Annotated in this window: 20 protein-coding genes; 10 read left to right on the plus strand and 10 right to left on the minus strand. The window is 66.6% G+C overall.

Annotated features, from left to right (window positions below):
* Positions 1–50: 50 nt before the first annotated feature.
* Positions 51–1,550: a sensor histidine kinase gene (locus tag GD1_RS11920; RefSeq protein WP_020790466.1), complete on the minus strand. Its 1,500-nt coding sequence runs from the start codon at positions 1,548–1,550 to the stop codon at positions 51–53.
* 162 nt (positions 1,551–1,712) lie between these two features.
* Here GD1_RS11920 and GD1_RS11925 point away from each other — a divergent pair, with 162 nt between their 5' ends.
* Both GD1_RS11925 and GD1_RS11930 read left to right on the plus strand, forming a co-directional pair.
* Positions 1,713–2,849, plus strand: coding sequence for an acyl-CoA dehydrogenase family protein (locus GD1_RS11925; protein ID WP_059037202.1), 1,137 nt, complete (start codon positions 1,713–1,715; stop codon positions 2,847–2,849).
* Between the two features lie 265 nt (positions 2,850–3,114).
* Positions 3,115–4,500, plus strand: a complete 1,386-nt coding sequence (locus GD1_RS11930) for an MFS transporter (RefSeq protein WP_082365849.1) — start codon at positions 3,115–3,117, stop codon at positions 4,498–4,500.
* Between the two features lie 131 nt (positions 4,501–4,631).
* Here the strand turns inward: GD1_RS11930 and GD1_RS11935 are convergent, their stop codons facing one another.
* The 3 genes from GD1_RS11935 to GD1_RS11945 all read right to left on the minus strand — a co-directional run bounded on the left by GD1_RS11935 (position 4,632) and on the right by GD1_RS11945 (position 7,315).
* The gene (locus tag GD1_RS11935) at positions 4,632–5,393 is read right to left on the minus strand and encodes a glycoside hydrolase family 16 protein (RefSeq protein WP_020790457.1); all 762 of its coding nucleotides are present in this window, start codon (positions 5,391–5,393) and stop codon (positions 4,632–4,634) included.
* A gap of 72 nt (positions 5,394–5,465) precedes the next feature.
* A complete protein-coding gene (locus tag GD1_RS11940) occupies positions 5,466–6,959 on the minus strand; it encodes an alpha/beta hydrolase-fold protein (protein WP_053777075.1) in 1,494 nt (497 codons plus the stop codon).
* A 71-nt stretch (positions 6,960–7,030) separates the two neighbouring features.
* Positions 7,031–7,315, minus strand: coding sequence for a hypothetical protein (locus tag GD1_RS11945; protein ID WP_059037183.1), 285 nt, complete (start codon positions 7,313–7,315; stop codon positions 7,031–7,033).
* Between the two features lie 198 nt (positions 7,316–7,513).
* Between GD1_RS11945 and GD1_RS11950 the strand changes: the two genes are divergently transcribed.
* Positions 7,514–8,146, plus strand: a complete 633-nt coding sequence (locus GD1_RS11950) for a hypothetical protein (RefSeq protein ID WP_059037184.1) — start codon at positions 7,514–7,516, stop codon at positions 8,144–8,146.
* Between the two features lie 7 nt (positions 8,147–8,153).
* Here GD1_RS11950 and GD1_RS11955 read toward each other — a convergent pair whose 3' ends face one another.
* Entirely contained in the window at positions 8,154–8,801 is a 648-nt protein-coding gene (locus tag GD1_RS11955; protein ID WP_083534121.1) for a TetR/AcrR family transcriptional regulator, read from the minus strand.
* Between the two features lie 236 nt (positions 8,802–9,037).
* On the opposite strand from GD1_RS11955, the gene GD1_RS11960 reads away from it, so the two are divergent.
* Complete coding sequence (locus tag GD1_RS11960; RefSeq protein WP_083534123.1) at positions 9,038–9,889, plus strand: hypothetical protein; 852 nt, start codon at positions 9,038–9,040, stop codon at positions 9,887–9,889.
* On the opposite strand, the gene GD1_RS11965 is transcribed toward GD1_RS11960, so the two are convergent.
* Positions 9,822–11,096 (minus strand): NDMA-dependent alcohol dehydrogenase, encoded by a 1,275-nt coding sequence (locus GD1_RS11965; RefSeq protein ID WP_083534124.1) that lies wholly within the window; start codon positions 11,094–11,096, stop codon positions 9,822–9,824. The genes GD1_RS11960 and GD1_RS11965 overlap by 68 nt on opposite strands.
* 165 nt (positions 11,097–11,261) lie before the next feature.
* Here GD1_RS11965 and GD1_RS11970 point away from each other — a divergent pair, with 165 nt between their 5' ends.
* The 4 genes from GD1_RS11970 to GD1_RS11985 all read left to right on the plus strand — a co-directional run bounded on the left by GD1_RS11970 (position 11,262) and on the right by GD1_RS11985 (position 15,032).
* Positions 11,262–11,933 (plus strand): acyl-CoA-like ligand-binding transcription factor, encoded by a 672-nt coding sequence (locus tag GD1_RS11970; protein WP_059037185.1) that lies wholly within the window; start codon positions 11,262–11,264, stop codon positions 11,931–11,933.
* Between the two features lie 151 nt (positions 11,934–12,084).
* A complete protein-coding gene (locus GD1_RS11975) occupies positions 12,085–13,617 on the plus strand; it encodes an RNA polymerase sigma factor (RefSeq protein WP_059037186.1) in 1,533 nt (510 codons plus the stop codon).
* A gap of 99 nt (positions 13,618–13,716) precedes the next feature.
* Positions 13,717–14,418, plus strand: a complete 702-nt coding sequence (locus tag GD1_RS11980; protein WP_059037187.1) for a hypothetical protein — start codon at positions 13,717–13,719, stop codon at positions 14,416–14,418.
* A 26-nt stretch (positions 14,419–14,444) separates the two neighbouring features.
* Positions 14,445–15,032 (plus strand): class F sortase, encoded by a 588-nt coding sequence (locus tag GD1_RS11985; RefSeq protein ID WP_059037188.1) that lies wholly within the window; start codon positions 14,445–14,447, stop codon positions 15,030–15,032.
* Between the two features lie 13 nt (positions 15,033–15,045).
* On the opposite strand, the gene GD1_RS11990 is transcribed toward GD1_RS11985, so the two are convergent.
* The 4 genes from GD1_RS11990 to GD1_RS12005 form a co-directional block, all read right to left on the minus strand.
* Complete coding sequence (locus GD1_RS11990; protein WP_059037189.1) at positions 15,046–15,522, minus strand: hypothetical protein; 477 nt, start codon at positions 15,520–15,522, stop codon at positions 15,046–15,048.
* A 114-nt stretch (positions 15,523–15,636) separates the two neighbouring features.
* Positions 15,637–16,176, minus strand: coding sequence for a hypothetical protein (locus tag GD1_RS11995; protein WP_157079456.1), 540 nt, complete (start codon positions 16,174–16,176; stop codon positions 15,637–15,639).
* A 40-nt stretch (positions 16,177–16,216) separates the two neighbouring features.
* Complete coding sequence (locus tag GD1_RS12000) at positions 16,217–17,197, minus strand: alpha/beta hydrolase (RefSeq protein WP_238403704.1); 981 nt, start codon at positions 17,195–17,197, stop codon at positions 16,217–16,219.
* Between the two features lie 60 nt (positions 17,198–17,257).
* Complete coding sequence (locus GD1_RS12005; protein WP_059037192.1) at positions 17,258–17,890, minus strand: hypothetical protein; 633 nt, start codon at positions 17,888–17,890, stop codon at positions 17,258–17,260.
* A 991-nt stretch (positions 17,891–18,881) separates the two neighbouring features.
* Between GD1_RS12005 and GD1_RS12010 the strand changes: the two genes are divergently transcribed.
* Together GD1_RS12010 and GD1_RS12015 are read left to right on the plus strand one after the other, a co-directional pair.
* Positions 18,882–19,367: a hypothetical protein gene (locus tag GD1_RS12010; protein WP_157079457.1), complete on the plus strand. Its 486-nt coding sequence runs from the start codon at positions 18,882–18,884 to the stop codon at positions 19,365–19,367.
* Between the two features lie 140 nt (positions 19,368–19,507).
* Entirely contained in the window at positions 19,508–21,727 is a 2,220-nt protein-coding gene (locus GD1_RS12015) for a hypothetical protein (protein WP_157079458.1), read from the plus strand.
* Positions 21,728–22,002: the final 275 nt, after the last annotated feature.

The raw sequence follows: 22,002 nt of genomic DNA on the forward strand, positions 1-22,002 counted from the left end.
AACAGTGTTCGCAGCCACGTCCGACGTGATCGCCAGAGCCGGGGCCGCGCCTACTGGGACGGCAACCCGAACCCGAACACCGTGCCGCCCCCGGCGCGTGGTCGGTTCCAGATGGTGCCGTGCTGGCGCGTGATGATCCGATAGCTCAACGCCAATCCGATTCCGCTCCCGTGTGCCTTCTCGGTGAACGATTCGTGGAACGGGTCGCGGTTGAGGCCCCGACCCTGGTCGTCGACGGTGAAGATGCCCTCCCCGCCGGTATTCGACGTCGTGATCACCACGGGTGTGGCGGTGTCACCGCACGCGACCATCTCGTCGACGGCGTTGAAGCACAGGTTGAGCATCACCTGGCCCACCAGGACCCGTTCGCACCGCACCCACACGGGCTGCTCGGAGAGCCGCACCTCGATCGGGACGCCGGTGGGCCCCGACCGTAACTGCATGAACGGCAGGCACTCCCGCACCACGTCGTTGAGGTCGACGACCTGCTCGACGTGTTCGAGGTGTCCGACGTAGGCCCGCACGGTGTTCACGATGGTGGCGGCGCGGGCGATCTGTTTGCTCGCCAGCTCGAGGCCGCTGTCGATGTCACTGCAGGTGTCGGCGTCGAGGCGTTCGGTGCCGGCGAGGGAGCGGGAGAATCCGCGGACTCCGGTGATGAAGTTGTCGGCGGCGGCGAGTGGTTGGCCGAGTTCGTGGGCGATGGCCATCGCCATGTCGCCCATGGCGTTGTAGCGCGCCAGGTAGTTCTCCTGGTGCAGCGCGAGCTCTCGCACCTCCTCCTCGCGGATGCGGTCGGTGATGTCGTGCAGGATGATCAGATACCGCTGTGCGGCGAGCTCGGGAAGCCGTTCGACGCTGCCCTCCAGCCAGATCGGGGTGCCGTCGCGGTCGATGAGCAGCTGCAACGGATGCAGCGGACTGGTCGCCGCCACCACCTCCGACCAGGTCGACGGTTGACCGTTGACCCGGATCTGGGTGCACGACATGAGGGTTCGCCCGATGGGGGAGACCGTGGTGCGGTCGGGGAACAGATAGCCCAGTGCGGTGTCGGTGGCCGCCTGGATCGAGCCGTCCTGGGCGACGGTCAGCGCGATGGTCGACGTGTGCTGGGTGAGCATCCCGACATGGGTCTCGGTGAGCCGCTCGGCGCGCTCGGTGGACAGCTCGCGCTCGATGTCGCGGTACTGGACCATCACCGCGGGGCCCTGGGACAACTCGACCCGGGTGGCGAAGGCATCGCACCGGAAGACCCGGCCGGACTTGGACCGTAGATGCCACTCCACCCGCGCGGCGCCTCTGTCCAGGGCCTGGTTGAGCAGGGCGCGGGCCACCACCCTGTCGTATTCGCGGGCCGGTTTGCTGATGTGGTTGGCCCGCAACTGGAGCAGCTCGGCCAGTTCCACCTCCAGCATCCGGCACGCGGCCGGGTTCGCCCACACGATCTGCAACGACTCCGCATCGTGCAGCAGGATGCAGGTGTCGCCGGCCTCGAGCAGTGCGAGATGGTCGTCTGCGGTCAGCGCAGCACACGGCACCACGTCGGTCATGGAGTCAGCCTAGATCGGCCCCGCGCACCACGCAGTCCGCAAAACGACTAGGCGTGGTTAGGAAATCACCTACGCGAAAGGCCGACTTTGCTGATCGACACCGCGCCGGGTGAGTTCGTAGCCTCGCAGTGGTACAGCCACGACGAGCAGGAGATCCAACCCATGACCGCGACACTCGAACCATCCACCGTCACCTGGGATTCGGTGCTCGCCGAACTGGCGCAACGCCGCTCGGAGTTCCACGCCCAGCACTATGTGCCGCGTGATTTCGTGGAGAAGTTCATCCCGCTCGGCGTGTTCCGGGCGGCCGCACCGATCCGCTTCGGTGGTGAACCGATCCCGCCGGCGCAGTTCCTGCAGCTGATCGAGCGGGTGGCCCGGGTCGACGGGTCGACCGGATGGATCATCGCGTTCGCGTCGTCGTTGACCTATCTGGGTGCACTCCCGCTCGACACCCAGGCCGAGATCTACCGGGACGGCCCCGACATCGTCTGGGCCGGAGGTCTTTTCCCGATGCAGCCGGCTCCGCTGCGAGACGGTCGCTATGTGATCAAAGGTCGCTGGAAGTACGCCAGCGGCTGTATGGGTGCCGACTACGTCGGCGTCGGCCTGCGCGATGAGAGCGCCGGTGGCAAGCCGCGTGCGGCGGTCCTGCGACCCGATCAGGTCACCTTCGTCGACGACTGGGACGTCACCGGGATGGCCGCGTCGGGATCGTTCGACGTGATCGTCGAGAACGTCGAGGTGCCACAGGAATGGACCTTTGTGCGCGGCGGCGGTGAGACATTCATCGACGATCCGCTCTACCGGTACCCGCTGATCGCCTACCAGGCGCAGGCCCACGCCGCGGTGGGCCTCGGTGTGGCCCAGGCGGCACTCGACCAGGTGCGTGCGGCCGGATCGCGCACCGGTGTCACCGGCGCGCCGCCGCTCGCCGCACGTGCGTACTACCGCACAGAGTTCGCGAAAGCGTATGTGGCGCTGAACTCCGCGCGTTCGTTCTACCTCGATGTGGCCGACGAGGTGTGGCAGACCGTCGTCGCCGGTGATCCGGCGAGCGACGAGCAGATCGCCCGGATGCGGTTGTCGGCGGCCAACATCGCCGATACCGCCGCCGACGTGGTGGGACGCCTGTGTGCGGTGTCGGGGGCGGCGATCATCAACAACGGCCATCCCATGCAGCTGCTCCGGCAGGATGCGATCGTCCCGCAGTTGCACGCCACCCTCGGCCAGGCGATGTACGACGGTGCGGGATCGGTACTGCTCGGTCAGGAGCCGGTGATCCCCGGATTCCTGTGACGGTTCTCGCCCTGCACGACCCCGGGAGTGCCCGTACCGTTGGTACGGGCACTCCCGTCGTTCTGGGCGCCACCGACACCGACTCCCGGATCCCCCTGCCGGCACACGGATGGCTGCTAGGAATCCCTGTACGCGGGGTACGGGAAAGTTATGTTTCCGCCGACTCGCACAGTGAAGTGCCCCGGGTTGCGTAACGATGGACACGACATGAAGTCGACGGCAACGACGCCGCGGCATCACTTGTGAAGATCAGAGGAAACAGTCAGTGTCAGAACACAGCCCGGTGTCCACAGGGGTTCCCGCGAGTGCGGCACCGAAGTCCAGCTTCAGGCGCCTGGCCTTCGCCAGCGGCGTCGGAACATCCCTCGAGTTCTACGATTTCGCGATCTACGGCACCGCCACCGCGCTGGTCTTCAGCGACACCTTCTTCAAGACCAACGACGCCTGGTTCAGCACCTTCATGGGTCTGGCCACCTTCGGCATCGGATTCCTGATGGCGCCGATCGGCGCTATCCTGTTCGGGTGGGTCGGTGACACCTACGGTCGCAAGAAGGCCCTCACCCTGACCTTCATCGGAATGGGTGCGGCCACCGTCCTGATCGGTCTGCTGCCGACCTACGCGCAGATCGGGGTGGCGGCACCGCTGCTGCTTGTCCTGTGCCGCATGGTGCACGGGCTCTGTCGTGGTGGTGAGACCGGCGGTTCGGCGGTGCTCGCCATCGAGCACGCCCCCGACGGGAAGCGCGCCCAGTACGGCGTCTTCACCGCACTGGGCAGCCCCGTGGGCACCATCCTCGCCAACATCGCGTTCGCGCTGGTCCTGCTGATGCCGGCGACCATGGTCGACGACTGGGCCTGGCGTCTGCCGTTCCTGGTCGGCGGTCTGGTCCTGGTGCTGGGCATCTGGATTCGTAAGGGCGTTGCCGAGAGCCCGGTGTTCAAGGCGATGGTCGCCGAGCACGGCGAGGAAGAGCTGCGCAAGCGGGTTCCCGCACTCACCGTCATCCGCACCAACTGGCGTCGGCTGGCGCTGGCCGCAGGTGTCAACGTCGGCCTGAACTCCACCACCTTCGCCCTGTCGATCTTCATGCTCTCCTACGCCACCGCCAAAGCCCCTGACGGACTGGATCTCCCGCGTACCGCGATCGTGTACGGCAGTATCGCCGCGCTGGTGATGCACGGTGTCGCCAACGTCATCGGTGCGCTCCTGTCCGACCGCATCGGACGACGTCCGGTGATGATCGCCGGCGCCGCATCGTCGGTGGTCGCGGCATTGTTCATCTTCCGGCTGGCCCAGACCGGCACCGTGGCCGCCGTGGTCACCGCGCTGGTCATCGGATTCTTCTGCACCGGCTTCCTGTTCGGCCCGATGTACACCTACTTCACCGAACTGTTCCCGCGGGAGCAGCGGCAGACCGGTATGGGCATCGCCTTCCACGTGGGTGCCGTGCTCGGTGGCGGTATCTCGCCGCTGATCGCCAACCGGATCATCGCCGGTACCGGTGACGCCGCCAACATCGGCTACTACCTGGCCGTCATGCTGACCATCTCGCTGCTGTGTCTGCTCGCCCTTCCCGAGACCGCACCGGCGCGACTGGCCGCCAAGGCCCGCCGGGCGGGTGCCACCGAGAAGGAGTCGGTGACCGCATAGCCACCACCTTCCGGTCTGACGCTCGCGTCGGCGGTCGGCAAACGGAAACGGACCCTGCAGAGGCACATCGGTGCCTCTGCAGGGTCCGTTTCCGTTTGTGAGTGTTCCCCCCCTGCGATCGGTCGGTTGCGCTAGATCCCGTACTCCGCAACCCAATCGACGAACATCTGCCCGGTGGGGAAGGTGAGTCCGCCGAAGTTGTCGAGCTGCAGCGCCAGGTGCATCGACCGCGGTGGCAGCCGGTTCACGTCGGTGCTCCGCGCCCACTGCACACCGTCGCGGTACACCGCGATGTACTGCGGGGTCCATTCGACGGCCCAGGCATGCCAGTTGGTGGCGTCGCCCCAGGTGGTGTGGGATTCGACGTTGTTGGCCGCGCCGTAGTGCAGGTTGTACTGCACGGTGCTGCGGGTGGCGTCGGCGATCTCCATGAAGTCCACCTCGCCGCCGACCGGCCAGTCCTCGGCGTCGGGCCACAGCAGTGCGACCGCATGCCAGGTGGGGGAGGCGACGGTGGCCCGTGAGCAGATCTCCCACCGGCCGTACTTGCGTCCACCCCACTTGGGGGTCACCCCACCGGACGTGCCGTCGATGGTGGACGTGATGGTCAGCGCCCCATCGGAAATGGAGACCGCCGACGGGCTCCGGCGGCCGTTGCCGTCGTGACCGGCGCCGTCGTAGGCGCTCCAGTTCGACAACGACGAGAAGCCGTCGTAGTGCTCGGCGGTTCCCCATCCGTGGGTGGAGGCTGCGGTGGTGGTGCAGCCCGCAGTCGACGACGACGACCCGAGGTCGAGGGCCTCGGCGTCGGGGGTGTTGACGTAGGTGAGTGCGGCGGCGGCGATTCCGGCGGCGAGCAGCGGCCGGAGTGCGGTCGTGAGAGTGGCGAACACAACTGCGAATCTAGCAGAAACGGATGAACCGGAAAAGGCGTCCGACCTCACGACAATGCATGTGCCGCAACATCATTCGGTATCCGACATATCTGTGGAATCGCGGTCGGCAGACTTCTGCCCGGCGGCCTCGTCGACGACCGGTGTCTCGGTGGCGTCGTCTGCGGTGCCCGACTCGGCTGCCGAAGAATCGCCTTCGGTGTCGGCCTCTTCACCGGTGGCCGGCTCGGTCTCCGCGGCGGGTGACTCGGTCTCGGTGGTCTCGGTCTCGGGTGTCTCGGTCCCGGTGGTCTCGGTCTCGGGTGTCTCGGTATCGGTCGACCCCGCGGCCGGCGTCTCGGTGTCAGGTGTCTCGGCTTCGGGGGTCGCGACGACCGGTGTTGCGACAGTGGAGGACTCGACCGCGGTGGACTCCGCGGCAGCGCTCACGCGGGCCACGTTGGTGGCGGTGGTGGTGGTCGGCGAGGTCACATAGCCACTCAGTGCGTCCTCGAGCTTGTCGACCTCTTCCTCGTCGGTGCGGATCCACCGGTTCCAGGTGTGTGCGCCGTCGGTGTAGATGAACTGCACCGGGAGGTCGAAGATCTCGGCCTGGATGTTGAGTAGCACCGTCGACGCGAAGGAGATCACCTCGAGTCCCACGCCGATCGCGACGTGCAGGATGCCGCCCTGGGCCATCATCTCGTCCCATTCGGCCTGCGAGGCCGGCAGACCGTTGCCGGTGGAGACGATGATGGTCTGGCCGTTGGCCTTGGCCTGCATGATCTGGGCGGCGACGTCGTTGGCGGCCCATGAGTTACCGGGCAGCAGCGGGTTGCCCCACATGCCGTCGAATCCGTTGCCGACGCCCTGACGGCTGGACAGGATGAACGGCACCGCGAAGTACCCGAAGATGTTGTCGGTGTGGTAGTACCCCGAGCGTGACACCGCCACCGAGAACACCTCGGGGTACTTCAGTGCCAGGTTGATCGCCTGCCCGCCCGAGATGGACAGTCCGGAGATCGCGTTGCCGGAGGTGTCGACATCGAAGTTCTGGTTCAGGAACACCGGGAGTTCTTCACCCACAAAGGTTTCCCACTGCGGGTTGAAGTCGCCGTTGCCTTCGTAGTTGCTCAGCGGGTTGCCGTTGTTGTCGACCGGCGTGGACTCCCAGTTCGCCGACCACGTGGTGGCCGAATCGGGGATCGACACCAGGGTGTAGCCCGTGTCGTAGAGGTCGCCGCGACCGTTGGCGATCGGATCGCTGAGCTGGCCCAGGAAGTAGACGGCCTGCTCGGGCTGTCCGGCCTGCTGATCGGACGGCCGGACCTTGACCGTCACGGTGGTCTGCATGGACTCCGACCAGACGTAGCAGGTCTGCACGTTCTGGGCGCGATCGGTGTCACTGGTGAAGTAGCAGCTCGCCGAGGTGCGCTCGACGGTGGGATCCACCGCGAACGCCGGCCCGATTCCGCTGCCGAGTCCGATCGCTGCGGCCACGACCGCTGCGGCCACCGATCGCCGACGACGGCGGGCGGAGCGGGATCGGAGGGCGACCGGCGCGGTCGTCTCACTCGACAGGGTCATGGCAATGTCACCTCAGGTCGTTCGGGCACCTCGATTTCGGACAAACCCTACATGGTGTTGGTTAGGCAAACCTAACTGAGGTCCTGTATGGGCTGCTGCCGTCGCACCCGCGCGAAAGTCCACAGTGAGATTCCGGCCGCCCCCACCGACAGCAGATCCGACTCGGTCAGGCCGTTGGTCCTGGTGAACGTGACGAGCGTCGCACCCTCGATCGGGCCGTTCCAGATCACCCACGCCACCGCGACGACGAGCAGCGTGACCGCCGCGCGCACACTCGGGCGCAGCAGGGTCCACAGCCCGCAGGCGAACAGCAGGTTGAGCAGGACCAGGGCATGGAAGATATCTGGTGAACGCATCGTGAACAATCATGCCCGGTGCGGCGATGCGCCGCCGTGTGCGCCGGCGCCCGCGGCGCCGGTCGCCGGTGGTCCGGACCGGAGCGGTGGCGGCCCCGACAGCGGCCAGTTCTGCCGAGAGGTACTTCCCGCTGCTAACGTGCTGACGTCTGAGTAGACGAATCCCATTGGGATACCACAATCTTCGGGGAGATTGAGATGAAGACCAGCTATGCAGTCCGGATCGCCGGGGTCGGCCTGGCCGCCGCGATCGGGACCACCATCGTGGCCGCACCGGCGCTCGCCGCACCGTCGAGTGTACCGGGCGCGGTCCAGGTGGCCGCCGCGAAAGTGAACTGGACCGACGTCAGCAAGGGTGCGTCCGCCGTCGGCGACAAGCGCAACGCCCAGGCGGCCCAGTGGGTGCTCGCCAAGCATGCGGCCGCCCCGGTCGCCGCCGACAAGAGCAACGTCAAGCAGTCGGTGCTGGCCGCCAGCGCCTACGGTGACGTCGCCGAGCCGATCGTCACCGACGCCGCCAACCCGTCGGTGGGCACCGCCGCCGGTTCCACCGGATCGTCGGACTCCGGTTCGGGCTCGTCGGGCTCGAGCACCGGCTCATCGACCGGATCGCTCGACCTCGGGTCGTCGAACGGTTCGGCGGAGGTCTCCTACAACGATCTGAAGGCGATCCTCGAGACCTACTTCGCGAGCTTCGACTGGTCGGTGGTGACCATTCCGCTGATCGCCACGGTGTTGCAGGCCCAGGGTGTCCCGTCGGTCATCGCCACCCCGTTGGCCAAGCTGATCTGGCAGGTCATCGAGACCACGTTCCCGGCATACGCGAACTGATCTGTGTCTATCCGTCGGTAGACGACCCGCCCGAGGACGCCGCGAGCCCGTCGATGAGTGCCGCGAGATACTTCTCGATCCGATAACCGTGGGTGTAGTCGTCCCAGTTGTCGAACAGCTGCCGGACCGCCGGATAGTCGGTGAGTTCGTCAGGATCGGGGGTGTAGATCGCCACCTCGTCGCCGCGGCGTTCGCGGGCGGTGATGTTCCACTGGAGTTCGGTGGTGATCAGGAACCACGACGTGCGCCACAGACCGAAGGCGGTCTCGTGGTCGAGGCCGAGTTCCATTCCCGCAGACAGATAGATCTCGGCCTGCTCGAACTCCGGCATCCCCAGCACGGTCCCGGTCCGCAGCACATCCGACACCCACGGGATGGCATCGAGCTTGGTGTACATGTCCATCGCCTGCGCCAGCAGCCGGTCGCGGGGCGACCCGGTGTAGGTGTCCCAGACGATCCGGTGACCCATCTCGCCGATCACCATCGACAACAGGACCGTCTTGTTGGGGACGTGGTAGTACAGCGTCATCGGCCGCAGCCCGACGTCGGCGGCCAGACGTCGCATGTTGAGTGCCTCGACGCCGCCGGCATCGAGGATTCGAATGGCGGCGTCGACGATGGCGTCCCGGCGAAAATCCGGTGGGGGAAATGCCATGTTCAACATCCTCACCCCTGGCGGTCGTGACGTCCACACCCAGATGGGGTGGTTCTGCGAAAACTCCGCTCCGACAGTGCTTGACCGACAACCCACCGCTGTCGGTTGTCCCGGTCTCCTGGATGATCAGCGTGTATCCGATTGTTCTGCGGGCATTCGTTGTGGTTTGAACCTCGACGTGCGACCCTGCGCAGAGATCAATCCGACAAACAGGACCAGACCACGCGAGGAGTGTCATGACGTATCCACCGACCGGTTCGGGGGAGCCACAGAATCCGGGGGACCAGCCCCAGTACGGGGACCAGCCCCAGTACGGGGATCCAGCCCAGTACGGGCAGCCCACACCTCCGCCCGGCGGGTACAACTCACCGCCCCCGCCCGGTGCCTACCCGCCGCCGTCGTACGGTGCCGGCCAGCAGCCGCCGCCGTATCCGTCGCCGGCCACGGGCATCCCGACGCCGACGACGCTCGATCTCGGCGAGGCCCTGAGCTACGGCTGGAACAAGTACAAGGCCAACGCGCTCAACTGGATCCTGTTCGCCGTCATCTCTTATCTGATCCTGGGCCTGATCACCGCTGCCATCAACGGATTCTCGTCGTCGCCGAGCCTCGGCCAGAACATCGCCTCCAGCCTGGTGTCGGGCATCCTGGGCGTGCTGATCCAGGCCGGGTTCACCCGCGGTGCCCTCGACGAGCTCGACGGCCGCAAGCCCGCGCTCGGCGACTTCGTCAAGTGGAACAACCTCACCGCGGTGTTCATCGCCGCGATCCTGGTGTGGCTGATCACCACGGTCGGCTACTTCCTGCTGGTGATCCCGGGCCTGATCGCCACGTTCTTGCTCTGGTACACCATCGCTTTCGTGATCGACCGCAACCTGGCGCCGGGTGATGCGCTCAAGGCCAGCTTCGATCTGACGAGCAAGAACGTCGGCTCGCTGCTGCTGCTCGCGGTCGTGGTGGTCCTGCTGAACATCGTCGGCGCCCTGCTGTGCCTGGTGGGTCTGCTCGTCTCCGGGCCGGTCACGCTGATCGCCTCGACCTACGCCTACCGGGTGCTCTCGGGTGGGGCCGTGAGTCCCGCCCAGTAGCCCCTCGATCCAGTCGGGTCACACATGACGACGGCGCCGACCCCGCGGGGTCGGCGCCGTCGTCATGACCGGACCGTGTGGCCGGATCAGCGGAGTGGATGACGCCGCGGATGTTTCGTCCGGCGCGCATGTCGTCGTAGGCGTCGTTGATCTGGTCCAAACTGTATGTCTTGGTGACCAGTTCATCGAGCTTGAGCTTGCCTGCACGGTACATGTCGAGCAGCATCGGCATGGCCTCGCGAGGGGACTTCATGCCGTACAGCGCGCCCTGGATACGTTTCTGCATCATGGCCAGGTTGTTGGCGTTGAATCCCGGGATGGGTCCGGCCTCGTTCTCCGGGCTGATCCCGGTGACCACCAGGGTGCCCGCCTTGCGTGTCGCGGCAAGCCCTTCACCGACGAGTTCGTTGGTGACCAGACCGGCGGTCAGGATCACCACGTCGGCACCCTGCCCGTTGGTCAGGTGGGCGACACGCTCGGCGGAGTCGGCAAAGGAACCGAACGACTCGTCGGCGCCGAAGTCGAGCGCCCACTTCTGCTTGTCGGCAACCGGATCGATCGCGATGACGTGGGCGGCGCCGCTCTCGCGTGCACCCTGGACGGCGTTCATCCCGACACCGCCGACGCCGGCGACGAGCACCACGTCACCGCGTTGCACGTTGTCGGCGGTGGTCGCCGATCCGAAGCCCGTCTGCACCCCGCACGCGACCAGACATGCGATCTCCAGCGGGACGTCCTTGGCGATCTTGATCAGTGAGAGCTGGTCGTAGACCTGCCATTCGGGGAAGGTGCCGAGCAGCCCCATGGTCGCGACGTCGAGGCCGTCGTCGCTGTGGATGCGGAACGTGCCGTCGAGTTGGTGACCGATCATGATCAATGCGCCGTTGTCGCACAGGTTTTGCATCCCCGATGCGCACCAACGACATTTGCCGCACGACGGGATGAACGAGGTCAGGACGTGATCGCCGACCTCGAAATCGGTGACGCCGGGGCCCAGCTTGCGGACGATGCCCGCCCCCTCGCGGCCGCCGATGGTCGGCAGGTGTGCGGCGCTGATGTCGCCGTGGGAGACGTGATCGTCGCTGTGGCACAGGCCGGTGGCCACCATCTCGACGAGCACCTCCCCGGTCTTCGGCTCGTCGAGTTCGACCTCTTCGACCGACCAGGTGCCCGGTGCTTCCCGAAGCAACGCTGCTTTGGTTCTCATGGATCCGCTCCTATCGTGTGCCGGCGACGTACCGCTATGACCTATGGCCGGTTCGCCATATGAATGTGATCCACACCATATGTCACACTGTGACAAAACCGCCACCCCTTGCGTGAAGTGCCGCCGGAGGTGCGTGTGGGGGCACGAGTGGGTGATGATGGCCCGATGGGTTCGGGTGAGGGTGAGGTCGATGGGGGTGACCCTGTCGATCAGGGGGACAGGGGCGGCCGTCCGGCGTTGACCAACGCGCATGCGCTCGCCGCATGTGCTCAGGAACTGTTTCTGCGCGACGGCTTCGAGCAGACCACGGTGGCCGACATCGCGCGTGCGGCCGGGGTCAGCTCACGCACCTTCTTCCGGTACTTCCCCGCCAAGGCCGACGTGGTGTGGGTCGAGTCCGACGCCGAGATCGCAGTCTTCCGGACGGTGCTGGACGCCGCCGCCGGGGACGCCGCCACTGGGGGTGTCGCCGCTGGGGGTGTCGATGCCTGGCGGGTGATCGCCGACGGCTTCGCGGCCTCCCTCGACCACGGCGATGCGCAGGAGACGTGGGCGCGCCACCGTGCCGAACTCATCCTGCGTGAGCCGGCGGTGCAGGCGCAGGCGACGGTGATCTATGCGCAGTGGCGGGCGACGATCGCCGAGTTCGTCGCCACCTGCCTGCGGATCGAGCCGTCGTCGGCGCCGGTGGTGGCGATCGCCTACGCCGGGATCGCGGCCTCACGTGGGGCGCACGAACTGTGGCTTGCGCAGACCGGAATGCCGTTGAGCGACTGTATCTTTCGTATGTTCGAGCTGATGCGACCGGCGATCTCCACGACCATCGAAACCCGGTGAGACGACCACTCCCGCAACCACTTCCGTCCCCACCCCGAGATCGCGCGGCCTCTACCGAACGGCGGACACAGAACCGGGAGAAACCGGACACACGCTTCTCCGGGCCGATCGGCATCCGTAGCATCGGAACCGCTTGACCTGGAGGTTTGCGATGTCCTCAGCCTGGGAATCGGGCCGGAGGCCACCATCGGATGCCGAGATCGTCGCGGCGCTGCTCGACGGCGACTCGGAAGCGCTCGGTGTGGTCTACGACCGTTATGCATCGGCGCTGCACACCTTTGCCTATTCGATGGTGCGCAGCCGTGAACGTGCCGCCGACGTGACGCACGACAGCTTCGTCGTGGCCGCCGCGCGCATCCACCAGCTCCGGGACCCGGACCGGTTGCGTCCCTGGCTGTATGCGATCGTCCGGTCGGAGTGTCTGCGCAGTCTTCGTGGGTCCAGACGCGAAGTGGCATTCCAGGAGTGGCATGACACCGGGGTCGATTCGGATGCCGATGCCGGACTGCGCCGCGACGAGATCCGGGAACTGGTACGCGATGCGCTCGGTGGGCTCTCACCCAAGGACCGCGAGATCGTGGAGCTGAGTCTGCGCCACGACCTCGACAATGCCGAGATCGCCGCGGTTCTCGGGGCAAAGCCGACCCACGTGACGGCGTTGACCTCTCGAGCCCGCCGATCGCTGGAACGCAGCCTGGGTGCGCTGCTCGTAGCGCAGGCGGGCGGAGTGGGCTGTGACGAACTCACCGACATCCTATCGCCCTGGGATGGGCAGTGGACACCGTTGTGGCGCAAGCGGATCAGCAAGCACATCGACGACTGTCCGGTGTGCCTCGGTGAGCGCCGCCGACGCTTCCAGCCGGCGGCCATCCTGATCGCGCTTCCGCTGCTGGCGGTTCCGGTGGGTCTGCGGGTGCGCACCGTCTCCGACGCCGAACCGCAACTCGTCGCGGCCGTCCGGCATCCGGGACCGGCGCAGGCGGCCACCCCTGACGCCCCGATGCCGGATGTGCTCGATTCCCGGATCGCGCCGTCGCCGGTCACGATGAGCGGCAACGATCCACGGCACGAGCGAACCCGCCGGGCACCGACAACCGTTGCCGGCCGCGCGGCGTGGACCTACCCGGTTGCCGACCCGCCGCGTCGTCGGTGGATGATCCTGTCCGGTGTCGCGGCGCTGCTCGTCGTGGTGGTGGGATCGGCACTGTTGTTGCTCACCGTCCCCGGTGATCCCCCCAGCCCCCCCGTACCCGCGGTGGATATCGACGCGCCGGCCACCGCGACCGTGGGGGAGCCGCACACGTCGGCGCCGGGGGCCACACCGCACAACACCGGGTCCTCGGCGTCGGCGGGACACGACTCGTCGCGACCGGATGCCGGGCCGGCCGGATCGCAGCCGGTCACGTCACCTCCACCGGTGTCGGCGCAGTCCGCGTCCCCGCCGCCGGTGTCCCAGCCTGCGCCCCAGCCTCCGGTGTCTCGGCCGCCGGTGTCGGTGCCTCCCGAGGTGGCGCCTGCCGTCCCCGGCCCCGCGCCAGTGGTGCCCGACGAGCAGGAGCCCGGCCCCGGTCGGATACCCGAGGGAGGGGGACCCGCCTTCGACCCACGCGTCCAGTGCGCGGTGTGCGGTTCGCTGGTGTCACCACCGGGTGTTTCCGGGAACCAGCCGCCGGTGGTCAACTGATCGAGAAAACTTCTCCGGAGAAAGTTGTTGCATCCCGCCGGGGTGCCGACTCCCACCTCTGACGGCCGAACCAGCCGACCGCAGAACGAGGAGTCTCCGATGACCATCACCCTGACCACCACCGGCCGTGTCTTCCTCGGTGTGGCTGCCACCGCCGCCCTGATCGGCGGAGGCGCCGGGATCGCCACGGCCGAGGGCCACCTGCAGCCGGACGTACGGATCGACGATCACGGAACACTCGTCGCCCCGGTCGACCCCGGACTGGCGACACCGAACCTCCCGGATCTGCGGGTCGAGTGCCCGAGCTTCGGATGCCCGCAGCCCGGCGGGAACGGAACGGGCGGCGATACCGATCAGGACGATCCCGATGGTCCCGTGGCCGACGACCCCGATGACGGCCCTGCCGACGGCGGTGCGGTCACTGATGACTCGGACGGTGGAGGTACCACCGGCGACTCCGGCACCGGCAACACCGGCACCGGCACCGGGACGGGCGGCAATGGGGGGACCGGCAGTGGGAACTCCGGCAGTGGGAACTCCGGCAACGGGGGCACCGGCACCAACCCGAACGTCGGGCAGCCACCGGCTCAGGGAGCGCCAGGCCGGTCGGTGCCCACGGCCACCGCACCCGCTGTCATCGTGCCCGTCACCCGGGCGCCCGAGACCACCGGGAAGGCCGGTCGGGTCCGCTTCGACACCGGCGGCGGACACGAACTGCCGGTGGCCGTATTCGCCGGTGGCGCAGTGGTCTTGGTGGGCGCGGGTGCGGCATACGCGGCTTCTCGCCGGCGTCGGAACTGAATCCGCGACTCGGCGAGGAGAACGTCATGACCACGAGATCACTGTCGTCGATGATCGCGGCCACCACCGTCGTGATCGGCGCGCTGCTGGTGATGATCGCCTGCGCGTCAGGCACATCCACAGACGGAATGCCAACCGGAACGGTGGTGGCGGGGAGTCCGGCCGACGCATCACCGATCACCGCGACACAGGGGGATCCGGTGCACGTCGGGGTTCCTGCCGTCGGCATCGACGCCGCCGTCCGGCCGATCATCGGCACCTCGGGTGAGGTGGACCCACCGACCGATGACGACGCCTGGTGGTGGACCGAGCGGGGACGACCCGGCTCCCGCGACACCGTCTTCATCGCCGGGCACACTCTCGACGGCGGTGGCGGAGTGTTCGGCCGGCTGCGCGGGGTGCGCCCCGGCGCACAGATCCGCGTCGACACCACCGCCGGATCGCGGATCTATCGGGTGGATGCCACCGCCGTCTACAGCAAGAGCGAGCTCGAGCGGTATGACGAAGTGTGGCAGTCGGTTCCGGGACGTCTGATCTTGGTGACATGCCGGCTCGACGCGGCCGGCGGATCCACCGACGACAACCTGCTCGTGTATGCGAGTCTGACGGGGTGATCGGGTCAGTGCGTCACGGCACACCGACCGTCGCGACGCCGGGAAGCGACGGCTGTCCGGCATTCGGGTAGGCCGCCGATCCGGTCACCTGGATCGACAGCAGCGCCTGACCGCCGCCGGGATGGATGACCGCAGAGGTCGGCGCCGGATCGAGGAAGTACGGGCAGGGTTTCACGGTGACCCCACCGGAGCGTCCGGTCGTCAGACCGACATACCCGATCCGGACCAGGGCGCCGGCCGCCGAACTCGAGCAGATCGACGGCGAGGCGGGGGCAGAGACGCGCAGTTCGCCGGCCTTGCCGGTGGTCTGCGCGGTGACCGAGGCGAAGTAAGGTCCGGGGACCACCAGGCCGCTGACCGCCAGCGCCGAGGCCGGGATCTGGTACACGGTGGCCGGTGCGGCGTGCGCGGTACCTGCGGTGGGGACGGCGATCGCGGCCGCGGCGGCGGCTACGGTCGCTCCGGTTACGAGCCGACGGGTGGTGAGCATGGGCGGACTCCTCCGAGGTGCGGCGACAAGGGCTCATCCGGTTTGTCGGTGATGTCGTGATCTGCGTTACATCGGAGTGTTCTGCGGATGTTCGTCGAGGCGTGCAATTGCCGATCAGGGCAGAAGCGAATCAAGGCTGCCGGTTCCGATACCGGATGACACGCCGGTTCCGTTCACCACGTACGACGAGACGCCCCAGACGACGGTGCCGGCTTGGTCGTTCGCAGCGCAATTCTGGAGAACGGTGTAACTGGAATCGGCGCGCTTGGAGTTCCACGTGTATGTCTCGGTGCCACCGGCGGGTGTGGTGTCCTCGGCGGTGAGGTCGACGAACTGGGCCTGGCTGATTTTGGCCCGCGCGGCGGTGATGGCGGTGGTGGTTCCTGTCCCGCCATAGTAGTTGTTCATGGCGGTTGCCATCTCGGCCACGGCCGCGGCATCACTGGCCTTGTACACCGAGACAGCACAACCGGACGGAATCGTGGTGGTGTTCGTGATGGCCAGGGTGAGGGTGCCGTCGACCAGTGACTGGGTGTGGGTGAACTTGCCGGGCTCCACCGTCCAGGCGGCTTCGGCAGTGCCGACGCCGACGGTGGCCAGGGTAACCGATGCTGCCGCAGCGGCGAGGGATACGGCGAGTGTGGTGCGCTTCATCATTTCTCCTTGGGGGGTGACTCACCGGGCGGTGAGTCGGTCAGCGGGTCAGGGCTGCCTGCAACTGCGGCCACGATGCTTCGAGTTCGCGTTCCCAGTAGCCCCACGAGTGGGTTCCGGTGTCATTGACGTGGACGGTTGCGGGGATGTTCAACTGATGCAACCGATCTGCCATCTGTCGGGTGCACACGTTCATCGCGGCTTCGATCCCGCCGCCGAGTATGACCTGATCGGCCATGTGCAGGGTGTCGTCGGCGGTGGCATCGGCAGGCAGCGACTCGTCGCGGCCGGGCAGACCGGAACTGGATGAGAGATAGATGCTGAGGCCGCGCAGCGTCGCGGCGTTGAGGTAGGGGTCGTGGTCACGCCATCCGGGGCCGTTCAGCGGGCCCCACATGTTGGTCAGGTCGGCGCCACCGCGCTCCTGCACGACTGCACGAATATAGGCCTGCCCCAACGGATCACTGGTTCGTGCGCAGCCACTGTAGGAGGCCACTGCCCGGTACAGGCCAGGGGCATGCGTGGCGAGATTGAGTACCGAGGTACCGGCCATCGAGATACCGGCGACGGCATTGGCACCCGTCGTGTGCAGTTCGCGGTCGAGCAGTGGTGGCAGTTCCCGGGTGAGAAACGTTTCCCACTTGTGCCGGCCGATGGTGGGATCGTCGCGTTGCCAGTCGGTGTAGTACGAGAATGCACCGAGCAGGGGAGTGATCACGTTGACATGCTTGTCGGCGAAGAACTCCGTGTAGTCGGTGCGACTGCCCCAACTGGCGCTGTCCTCACCGCCGCCGGCGCCGTTGAGTAGATACAACGTGGGTGCCGGTGCACTACCCGTGGGGCGAAGCACCGTGAGCGGAACCGACTTTCCCATCGCCGGCGAGTGCACCACCAGAGTCTCCTGCTGGGGCGTCAGCGTAACCCTCTCGACGAGTGTCGCCGTGGTGGTCGGCTCACCGACGGCGGACCCGGCACCGATCACGTTGGCAAGTGGGATCAGAACTGTGGCGACCACCGTCATGATCGTCGTCGGCGACCAATGTCGATAGGGGTTTACGTTCATGGGTTCCAGGGCCGCCGATCAGGGCAGCAGATCCTCGAGACTGCCCCAGGCTCCTGAGGTGTCGCCGTTGCCCCCACCGGATGGGGCTGCGGTGATATCGAATGCTCCCAGGTCCTGGTCGTACTTGACCCGGGTGGTTCGGTCAGAAGGAGCCGGATTGCCGTTGGCGGTGTCGAGTTCCTGACATTGGACGAGGCCTGCATACTGGGCGGCGATGGGTCCTTCAGGTGTGAAGGTCACGGTCTCGGTCTTGCCGGGGGTGATGACGGTGGGAGACACGCTCACGTCGCCGAGATGGAGGAGCTTCCCGCTGACGTGCTGTTCGGCGATCAGGCCCCAGCCGGCCGTGAAGTCTTGCCGATAGCCGTCCTCGTCGTCGGCGTCGAGTTTCTGGAATGCGCTGTTCACCTTGTCGGCTGCCTGGTGCAGTGCCGACGACGTCTCAGCGGTGCCGATGGTGTATGCGCAATGAATGTCGCGAGTCAGTGAATTGTGGTACGAGATCACAATTTTTCCGGCCACGATCTGCCCGGAGCCAGCGTGACCCACGGAGTGAACCCACGCGTGTGCGTCGCCGACACCGACCGATGCGAGTAGCACGCCGGCACTCAACGTCGCGGCGGCTACAACGGTACTCAGCTTCTTGTTCACGGTGTTCCTTGTCGTCGGCGAACGGGCAACGACGGAAACGCTACGGATCGAGATCACAGGTCGGTATCGGCCGTTCGTATGGATTGTGGTCCCCGGAACTGACCAATCTCGTGTGGCGCGACTTTCCTGGGCGCACATGCAGATCGCCTCCTCATCGCAGTGCTCCACAAGTGAGATGCCCCGAGATGACTGCCGGGCTTGTCGTTGGCGGCGCGTATTGCGGTGGCCATCCAACCCGCGGTGTTCGGCGGAACGTTGATGTCGGCGCCTGCTGCTCCGCTTTCGCCCATCGGTTCGACAACTGGGGCTGCGGGTCATGCTCAAATCATCAACGGATATCGAGTCGATCTCCGACGAGGCTCGAAGGACTCGGTATGCAGCCGTTCGCTTTTCGTGAATCGGATGGAACCGAGATGTCGGCGACACCGCCGGCCGTAGCACCACCAGGATGGCGGCCGAACCCGGCGACACCTCCCGGCGCCATGTCACCGCGCGGTGGTGGACGAATCGACCTCGTGCATGCGTAGATGTCATCTACGCCAACTGGGCATTGCGAGCCGCGCGCAGACGGTCTGCGGACCGGTCGGGGCAGAGGATTGCGGCGGCGATGAGTAAGGTCGATTCGCCGATTGTTGTCCTCGTTGGGTGCTTGCGACGCACGGTTGCGTCTGAGGGCCGGCCGCCGTCCGCGTGGAGTGGCGCATCGCAGCAGCATCGGCGGCGGCGAGAATCGCGAAACCTGTTCTGGTCGTGGCCCTGACCGTGACTGCAAGGGGGTTGCCCTGGACGAAGCCCATGGCGGCAACACGCCGTTCGGGCCCGGATACGTGACCGTCAGCGATGGGCAGATCGTCCAGATCCGGGCTGCACCTGGACACTTGAGTATTCGCCGACAACCATGTGCGGCGAGCGTTGCCGTGCTGTAGCGCGGGTAGACGAATTGCCCAGCGACACGGGGGTACCCGCTACAGCGGGACATAGCATCTGTGCCATGAAGTCGACGTTGCGATGGCAGAGAACCGGTGTGGTGGCACTGATGTGTGGTCTGGTCTCCGCGTGCGCGTCCGAGCCCGCCACGCTGGAGGAACGGCTCGTGGCCAAGTGCATTGAGACGGTGCAGGACAACATCGAGGTGCTGTCCTTCGGGAGGACGGTGATCTCCACAGATTTCAGCAACATGAGCGCCCACGCGTGGGACGAGAGTCGTGCCACCGAGCGCTGGCTGGTCAGCGGCGGACTGACGCTCAAGACGCAGTCCACCTCGACCGTCGCGGCCGACACTTGGGACGACGACGGGGCTGCCCCGACGCCGGAAATGGACCTCGGTGAGCTGACCTGTCGGATGGGGCACCGGAAGTCCGATGGTGCCCTCGTCGTGTTCGAGTTCTCACAAGCGCATCCGACGAGTGGCGGGAGTATCGGGAAGCAACTCGTCTTCGAAGAAGGGGCAGAAGGCGAGACGAGTAAGTGGGGGTGACTGTCACGGCGGCTTCCCATACGTGCAGCCCTTGGGTTCACCCGTTCGTATGAATTCGTGTGCCTGCACGCCTCGAATCGGGGACTCGCGGTGGTGCGGTGCTAGATTTCTGTCCGCTGGTCTCGACCTGGAGGGTGACTGTGGCACGGCATGCGATGAAGAAGGTCGGGGCCACCCGGCGCCTGGCACTCTCGATGGGGTTCGCGGCGACCCTGATGACCATCGGCGCCCCGGGCATTGCGATGGCCGACGGTAATTCGGCTGTGGTGGAGACGATCCCGGACCCAGAATCCGAACCCATCACCCAGGAAACGGGTGACGGAGACTCGTCGGTGCCGGCGACCGAGCCCACGACACCCGAGGCCGCCACCGGTCCGAGCGCGCCGAGTTCCAGCCCTGAGACACCCAGCGAGTCGTCGACCCTTGAGCCGGGATCGGATGAGCAGCCCGGCGACGAGCAGGCCGGGCAGGTGTCCGAGGTGCCCGAGGCGGCACCCAGGTGGGGAATCCCCACCGCGACCGGCGGTTCGCAGCCCCCTCGGCAGTTCACATCCCCAACTTCGGTGACCGCGTCTGCTGACGAACCAGCCGTCGATTCTCAGGCAGCGAATTCGCGACCCGACGATCATGACGAGCCCGAGCCATCGACCAGCCGCCAGGATGAACCTCCCTCACCGGCCGGGCTCGCGTCGGACGATTCTGAACCGCCCCAGCAGTTGGTGGAGTGGCGTACCGACCAAGAGATCGAGAGCCTGGCCTCGGTGTCGGGGCAGGCCACGACGCTGCGCGCCGCAGAGCCCACGCAGAACGCAACCGGTGGCCGACCACCCACCCCGGTCGAGGCCATGCTCGCGCTGACGACAATCGGGATCGGTGCGGGCGCGACCCGGCTCTCCGAGTCGGCATCTCGGAGCAATGAGATCGTCACCATCGGATACCAAGTCGAGGACAGAAATATCGCGGTCAGTCCCGACGGGTCCACCGTCTACATGGTGTACATGTCGGAATACAACGACACGGGTGTGGCCGTGGTCCACGCGATCGACCTCGCCACCGGTGCTGATCACGTCTGGGCGCTGGGGCCGGATGCCAGTTATCCCTTTGGTGTGGCCCTGAGCCCGTCCGGTGACAGGCTCTATGTGGCGACCATCGAAGACGACGGGGAGAACGTGGGGATGGACGGCCGCCTCTACACCGTCGATACCGCCACCGGTGAGGTGATCGGTTGGGTGCCGATCACCTCCGACAGCCGGGGAGTGACCGTCAGCGACGACGGCTCCACCATTGTCGTCGTCGACTACTGGAATCGGGGTGTGGCGCAGGCGCCGGTACTCAGCGTCATCGATACCGCGTCCGGTGAGGTGACGACCTTCGCCGAACCGGGTGGATCGACGCACCTCGATGTGGTGCTGAGCCCCGACGGGCGCTACGCCTACACGGGATCCGGGTGGCGGATCGATCTGTCGACCGGTGCGGTCGAGCCGCTCTCCGGCGGAGCCGGTGATCCGTTGGGGCTGAGCGCGGATGGGTCCACCTACTTCCAATGGAGCTACGGGTCCCTGACCACCATCGACACCGCCACCGGCGCCCAGGTCGCGACCACGACGCTGCCGTCACCCAATCTCGATGCGTACGTGATGAGCCCGGACCGGTCGCGGATCTATCTCGTGCAGCACACCACCGACGGCGACCTGCGTTCCTATGTCTACGTCGTCGACACGGCAACCGGGTCGGTGATCGGCCGGGCGGAGATCGAGCCGATGCAAACGGTCACTGCGATCGCCACCAACGGAACCGACCTCGTGCTCACCGGCGCAGCCGATGACAGTTCGGGTGTTTTCGGTGTGGTGTCGGTGCCGGTGGATTCGTTGGAACTGGAGGAGCCGTCGCCCGACTGGATGACGGTCACCGACCCGACCACACCGACCGAGCCCAGCAATCCGGGGTCGACGTGGTCGATCCCGGGGCTCAACGGGATCAGCTTCCCGGCGCTTCCGCAGTTCCCGCAGGTGCAGCTGGGCCCGATCGCCATTCCGAGTACTCCTCCGACCGAGTCGTCCTACAACTCGCGAAACGAGATCGACTACGAGGAGAACTGGGAACTGATGAACCTCTACACGGGATGGATTCCCTTGTGGGGCACGGGGATGAATGCGGTCAGCCTGGTGGTGGACACCACCCAGCTGATCGATGCGGTGCGGCGGGGTGACCGCAAGGACCAGGTCGACGAGGTGGGAGACCTCGTGTCCGATGCCATCGGCCTCGTCCCGGTGGGCGGTGGGGTGTTGCGCACGGTGACGCGGGACTACGTTGCGGCCGGGGTCGACAGCTTCATCGACTGGGTGGGTGGAGCCAACTGAGCACTCTGATGGCGCGGGCCGCAGCTGACCAAACTCGGTCCGGGCTCATCGAAGTGCACATTGATGCTCGTCGAATCTGCACACTTGTGAGTGGCTCCTACTGGAGCGGTTGACGAATGCCGGTGGTGGCGGTGGTACACGGTCTCCTGTTCATGACCACTCCTGATGATCGGCGACTGGGCGACGCGGAAAATGGTACGGAGCAAGATCGCAGGTCGGTATCGGCCGTTCGTATGCTTGATGGTCCTGCGAATGGGGGAATCGCTTCGGGCCGA

The sequence above is a fragment of the Gordonia desulfuricans NBRC 100010 genome (assembly GCF_001485495.1).
Lineage (GTDB): Bacteria > Actinomycetota > Actinomycetes > Mycobacteriales > Mycobacteriaceae > Gordonia > Gordonia desulfuricans.

What these genes read in the sequence shown, in the direction of transcription:
- GD1_RS11920 (WP_020790466.1), bottom strand. Translation starts at nt 1,550, where the DNA reads ATGACCGACGTGGTGCCGTGTGCTGCGCTGACCGCAGACGACCATCTC.
- GD1_RS11925 (WP_059037202.1), top strand. Translation starts at nt 1,713, where the DNA reads ATGACCGCGACACTCGAACCATCCACCGTCACCTGGGATTCGGTGCTC.
- GD1_RS11940 (WP_053777075.1), bottom strand. Translation starts at nt 6,959, where the DNA reads ATGACCCTGTCGAGTGAGACGACCGCGCCGGTCGCCCTCCGATCCCGC.
- GD1_RS11945 (WP_059037183.1), bottom strand. Translation starts at nt 7,315, where the DNA reads ATGCGTTCACCAGATATCTTCCATGCCCTGGTCCTGCTCAACCTGCTG.
- GD1_RS11950 (WP_059037184.1), top strand. Translation starts at nt 7,514, where the DNA reads ATGAAGACCAGCTATGCAGTCCGGATCGCCGGGGTCGGCCTGGCCGCC.
- GD1_RS11955 (WP_083534121.1), bottom strand. Translation starts at nt 8,801, where the DNA reads ATGGCATTTCCCCCACCGGATTTTCGCCGGGACGCCATCGTCGACGCC.
- GD1_RS11960 (WP_083534123.1), top strand. Translation starts at nt 9,038, where the DNA reads ATGACGTATCCACCGACCGGTTCGGGGGAGCCACAGAATCCGGGGGAC.
- GD1_RS11965 (WP_083534124.1), bottom strand. Translation starts at nt 11,096, where the DNA reads ATGAGAACCAAAGCAGCGTTGCTTCGGGAAGCACCGGGCACCTGGTCG.
- GD1_RS11970 (WP_059037185.1), top strand. Translation starts at nt 11,262, where the DNA reads ATGGGTTCGGGTGAGGGTGAGGTCGATGGGGGTGACCCTGTCGATCAG.
- GD1_RS11975 (WP_059037186.1), top strand. Translation starts at nt 12,085, where the DNA reads ATGTCCTCAGCCTGGGAATCGGGCCGGAGGCCACCATCGGATGCCGAG.
- GD1_RS11980 (WP_059037187.1), top strand. Translation starts at nt 13,717, where the DNA reads ATGACCATCACCCTGACCACCACCGGCCGTGTCTTCCTCGGTGTGGCT.
- GD1_RS11985 (WP_059037188.1), top strand. Translation starts at nt 14,445, where the DNA reads ATGACCACGAGATCACTGTCGTCGATGATCGCGGCCACCACCGTCGTG.
- GD1_RS11990 (WP_059037189.1), bottom strand. Translation starts at nt 15,522, where the DNA reads ATGCTCACCACCCGTCGGCTCGTAACCGGAGCGACCGTAGCCGCCGCC.
- GD1_RS11995 (WP_157079456.1), bottom strand. Translation starts at nt 16,176, where the DNA reads ATGAAGCGCACCACACTCGCCGTATCCCTCGCCGCTGCGGCAGCATCG.
- GD1_RS12000 (WP_238403704.1), bottom strand. Translation starts at nt 17,197, where the DNA reads ATGACGGTGGTCGCCACAGTTCTGATCCCACTTGCCAACGTGATCGGT.
- GD1_RS12010 (WP_157079457.1), top strand. Translation starts at nt 18,882, where the DNA reads ATGAAGTCGACGTTGCGATGGCAGAGAACCGGTGTGGTGGCACTGATG.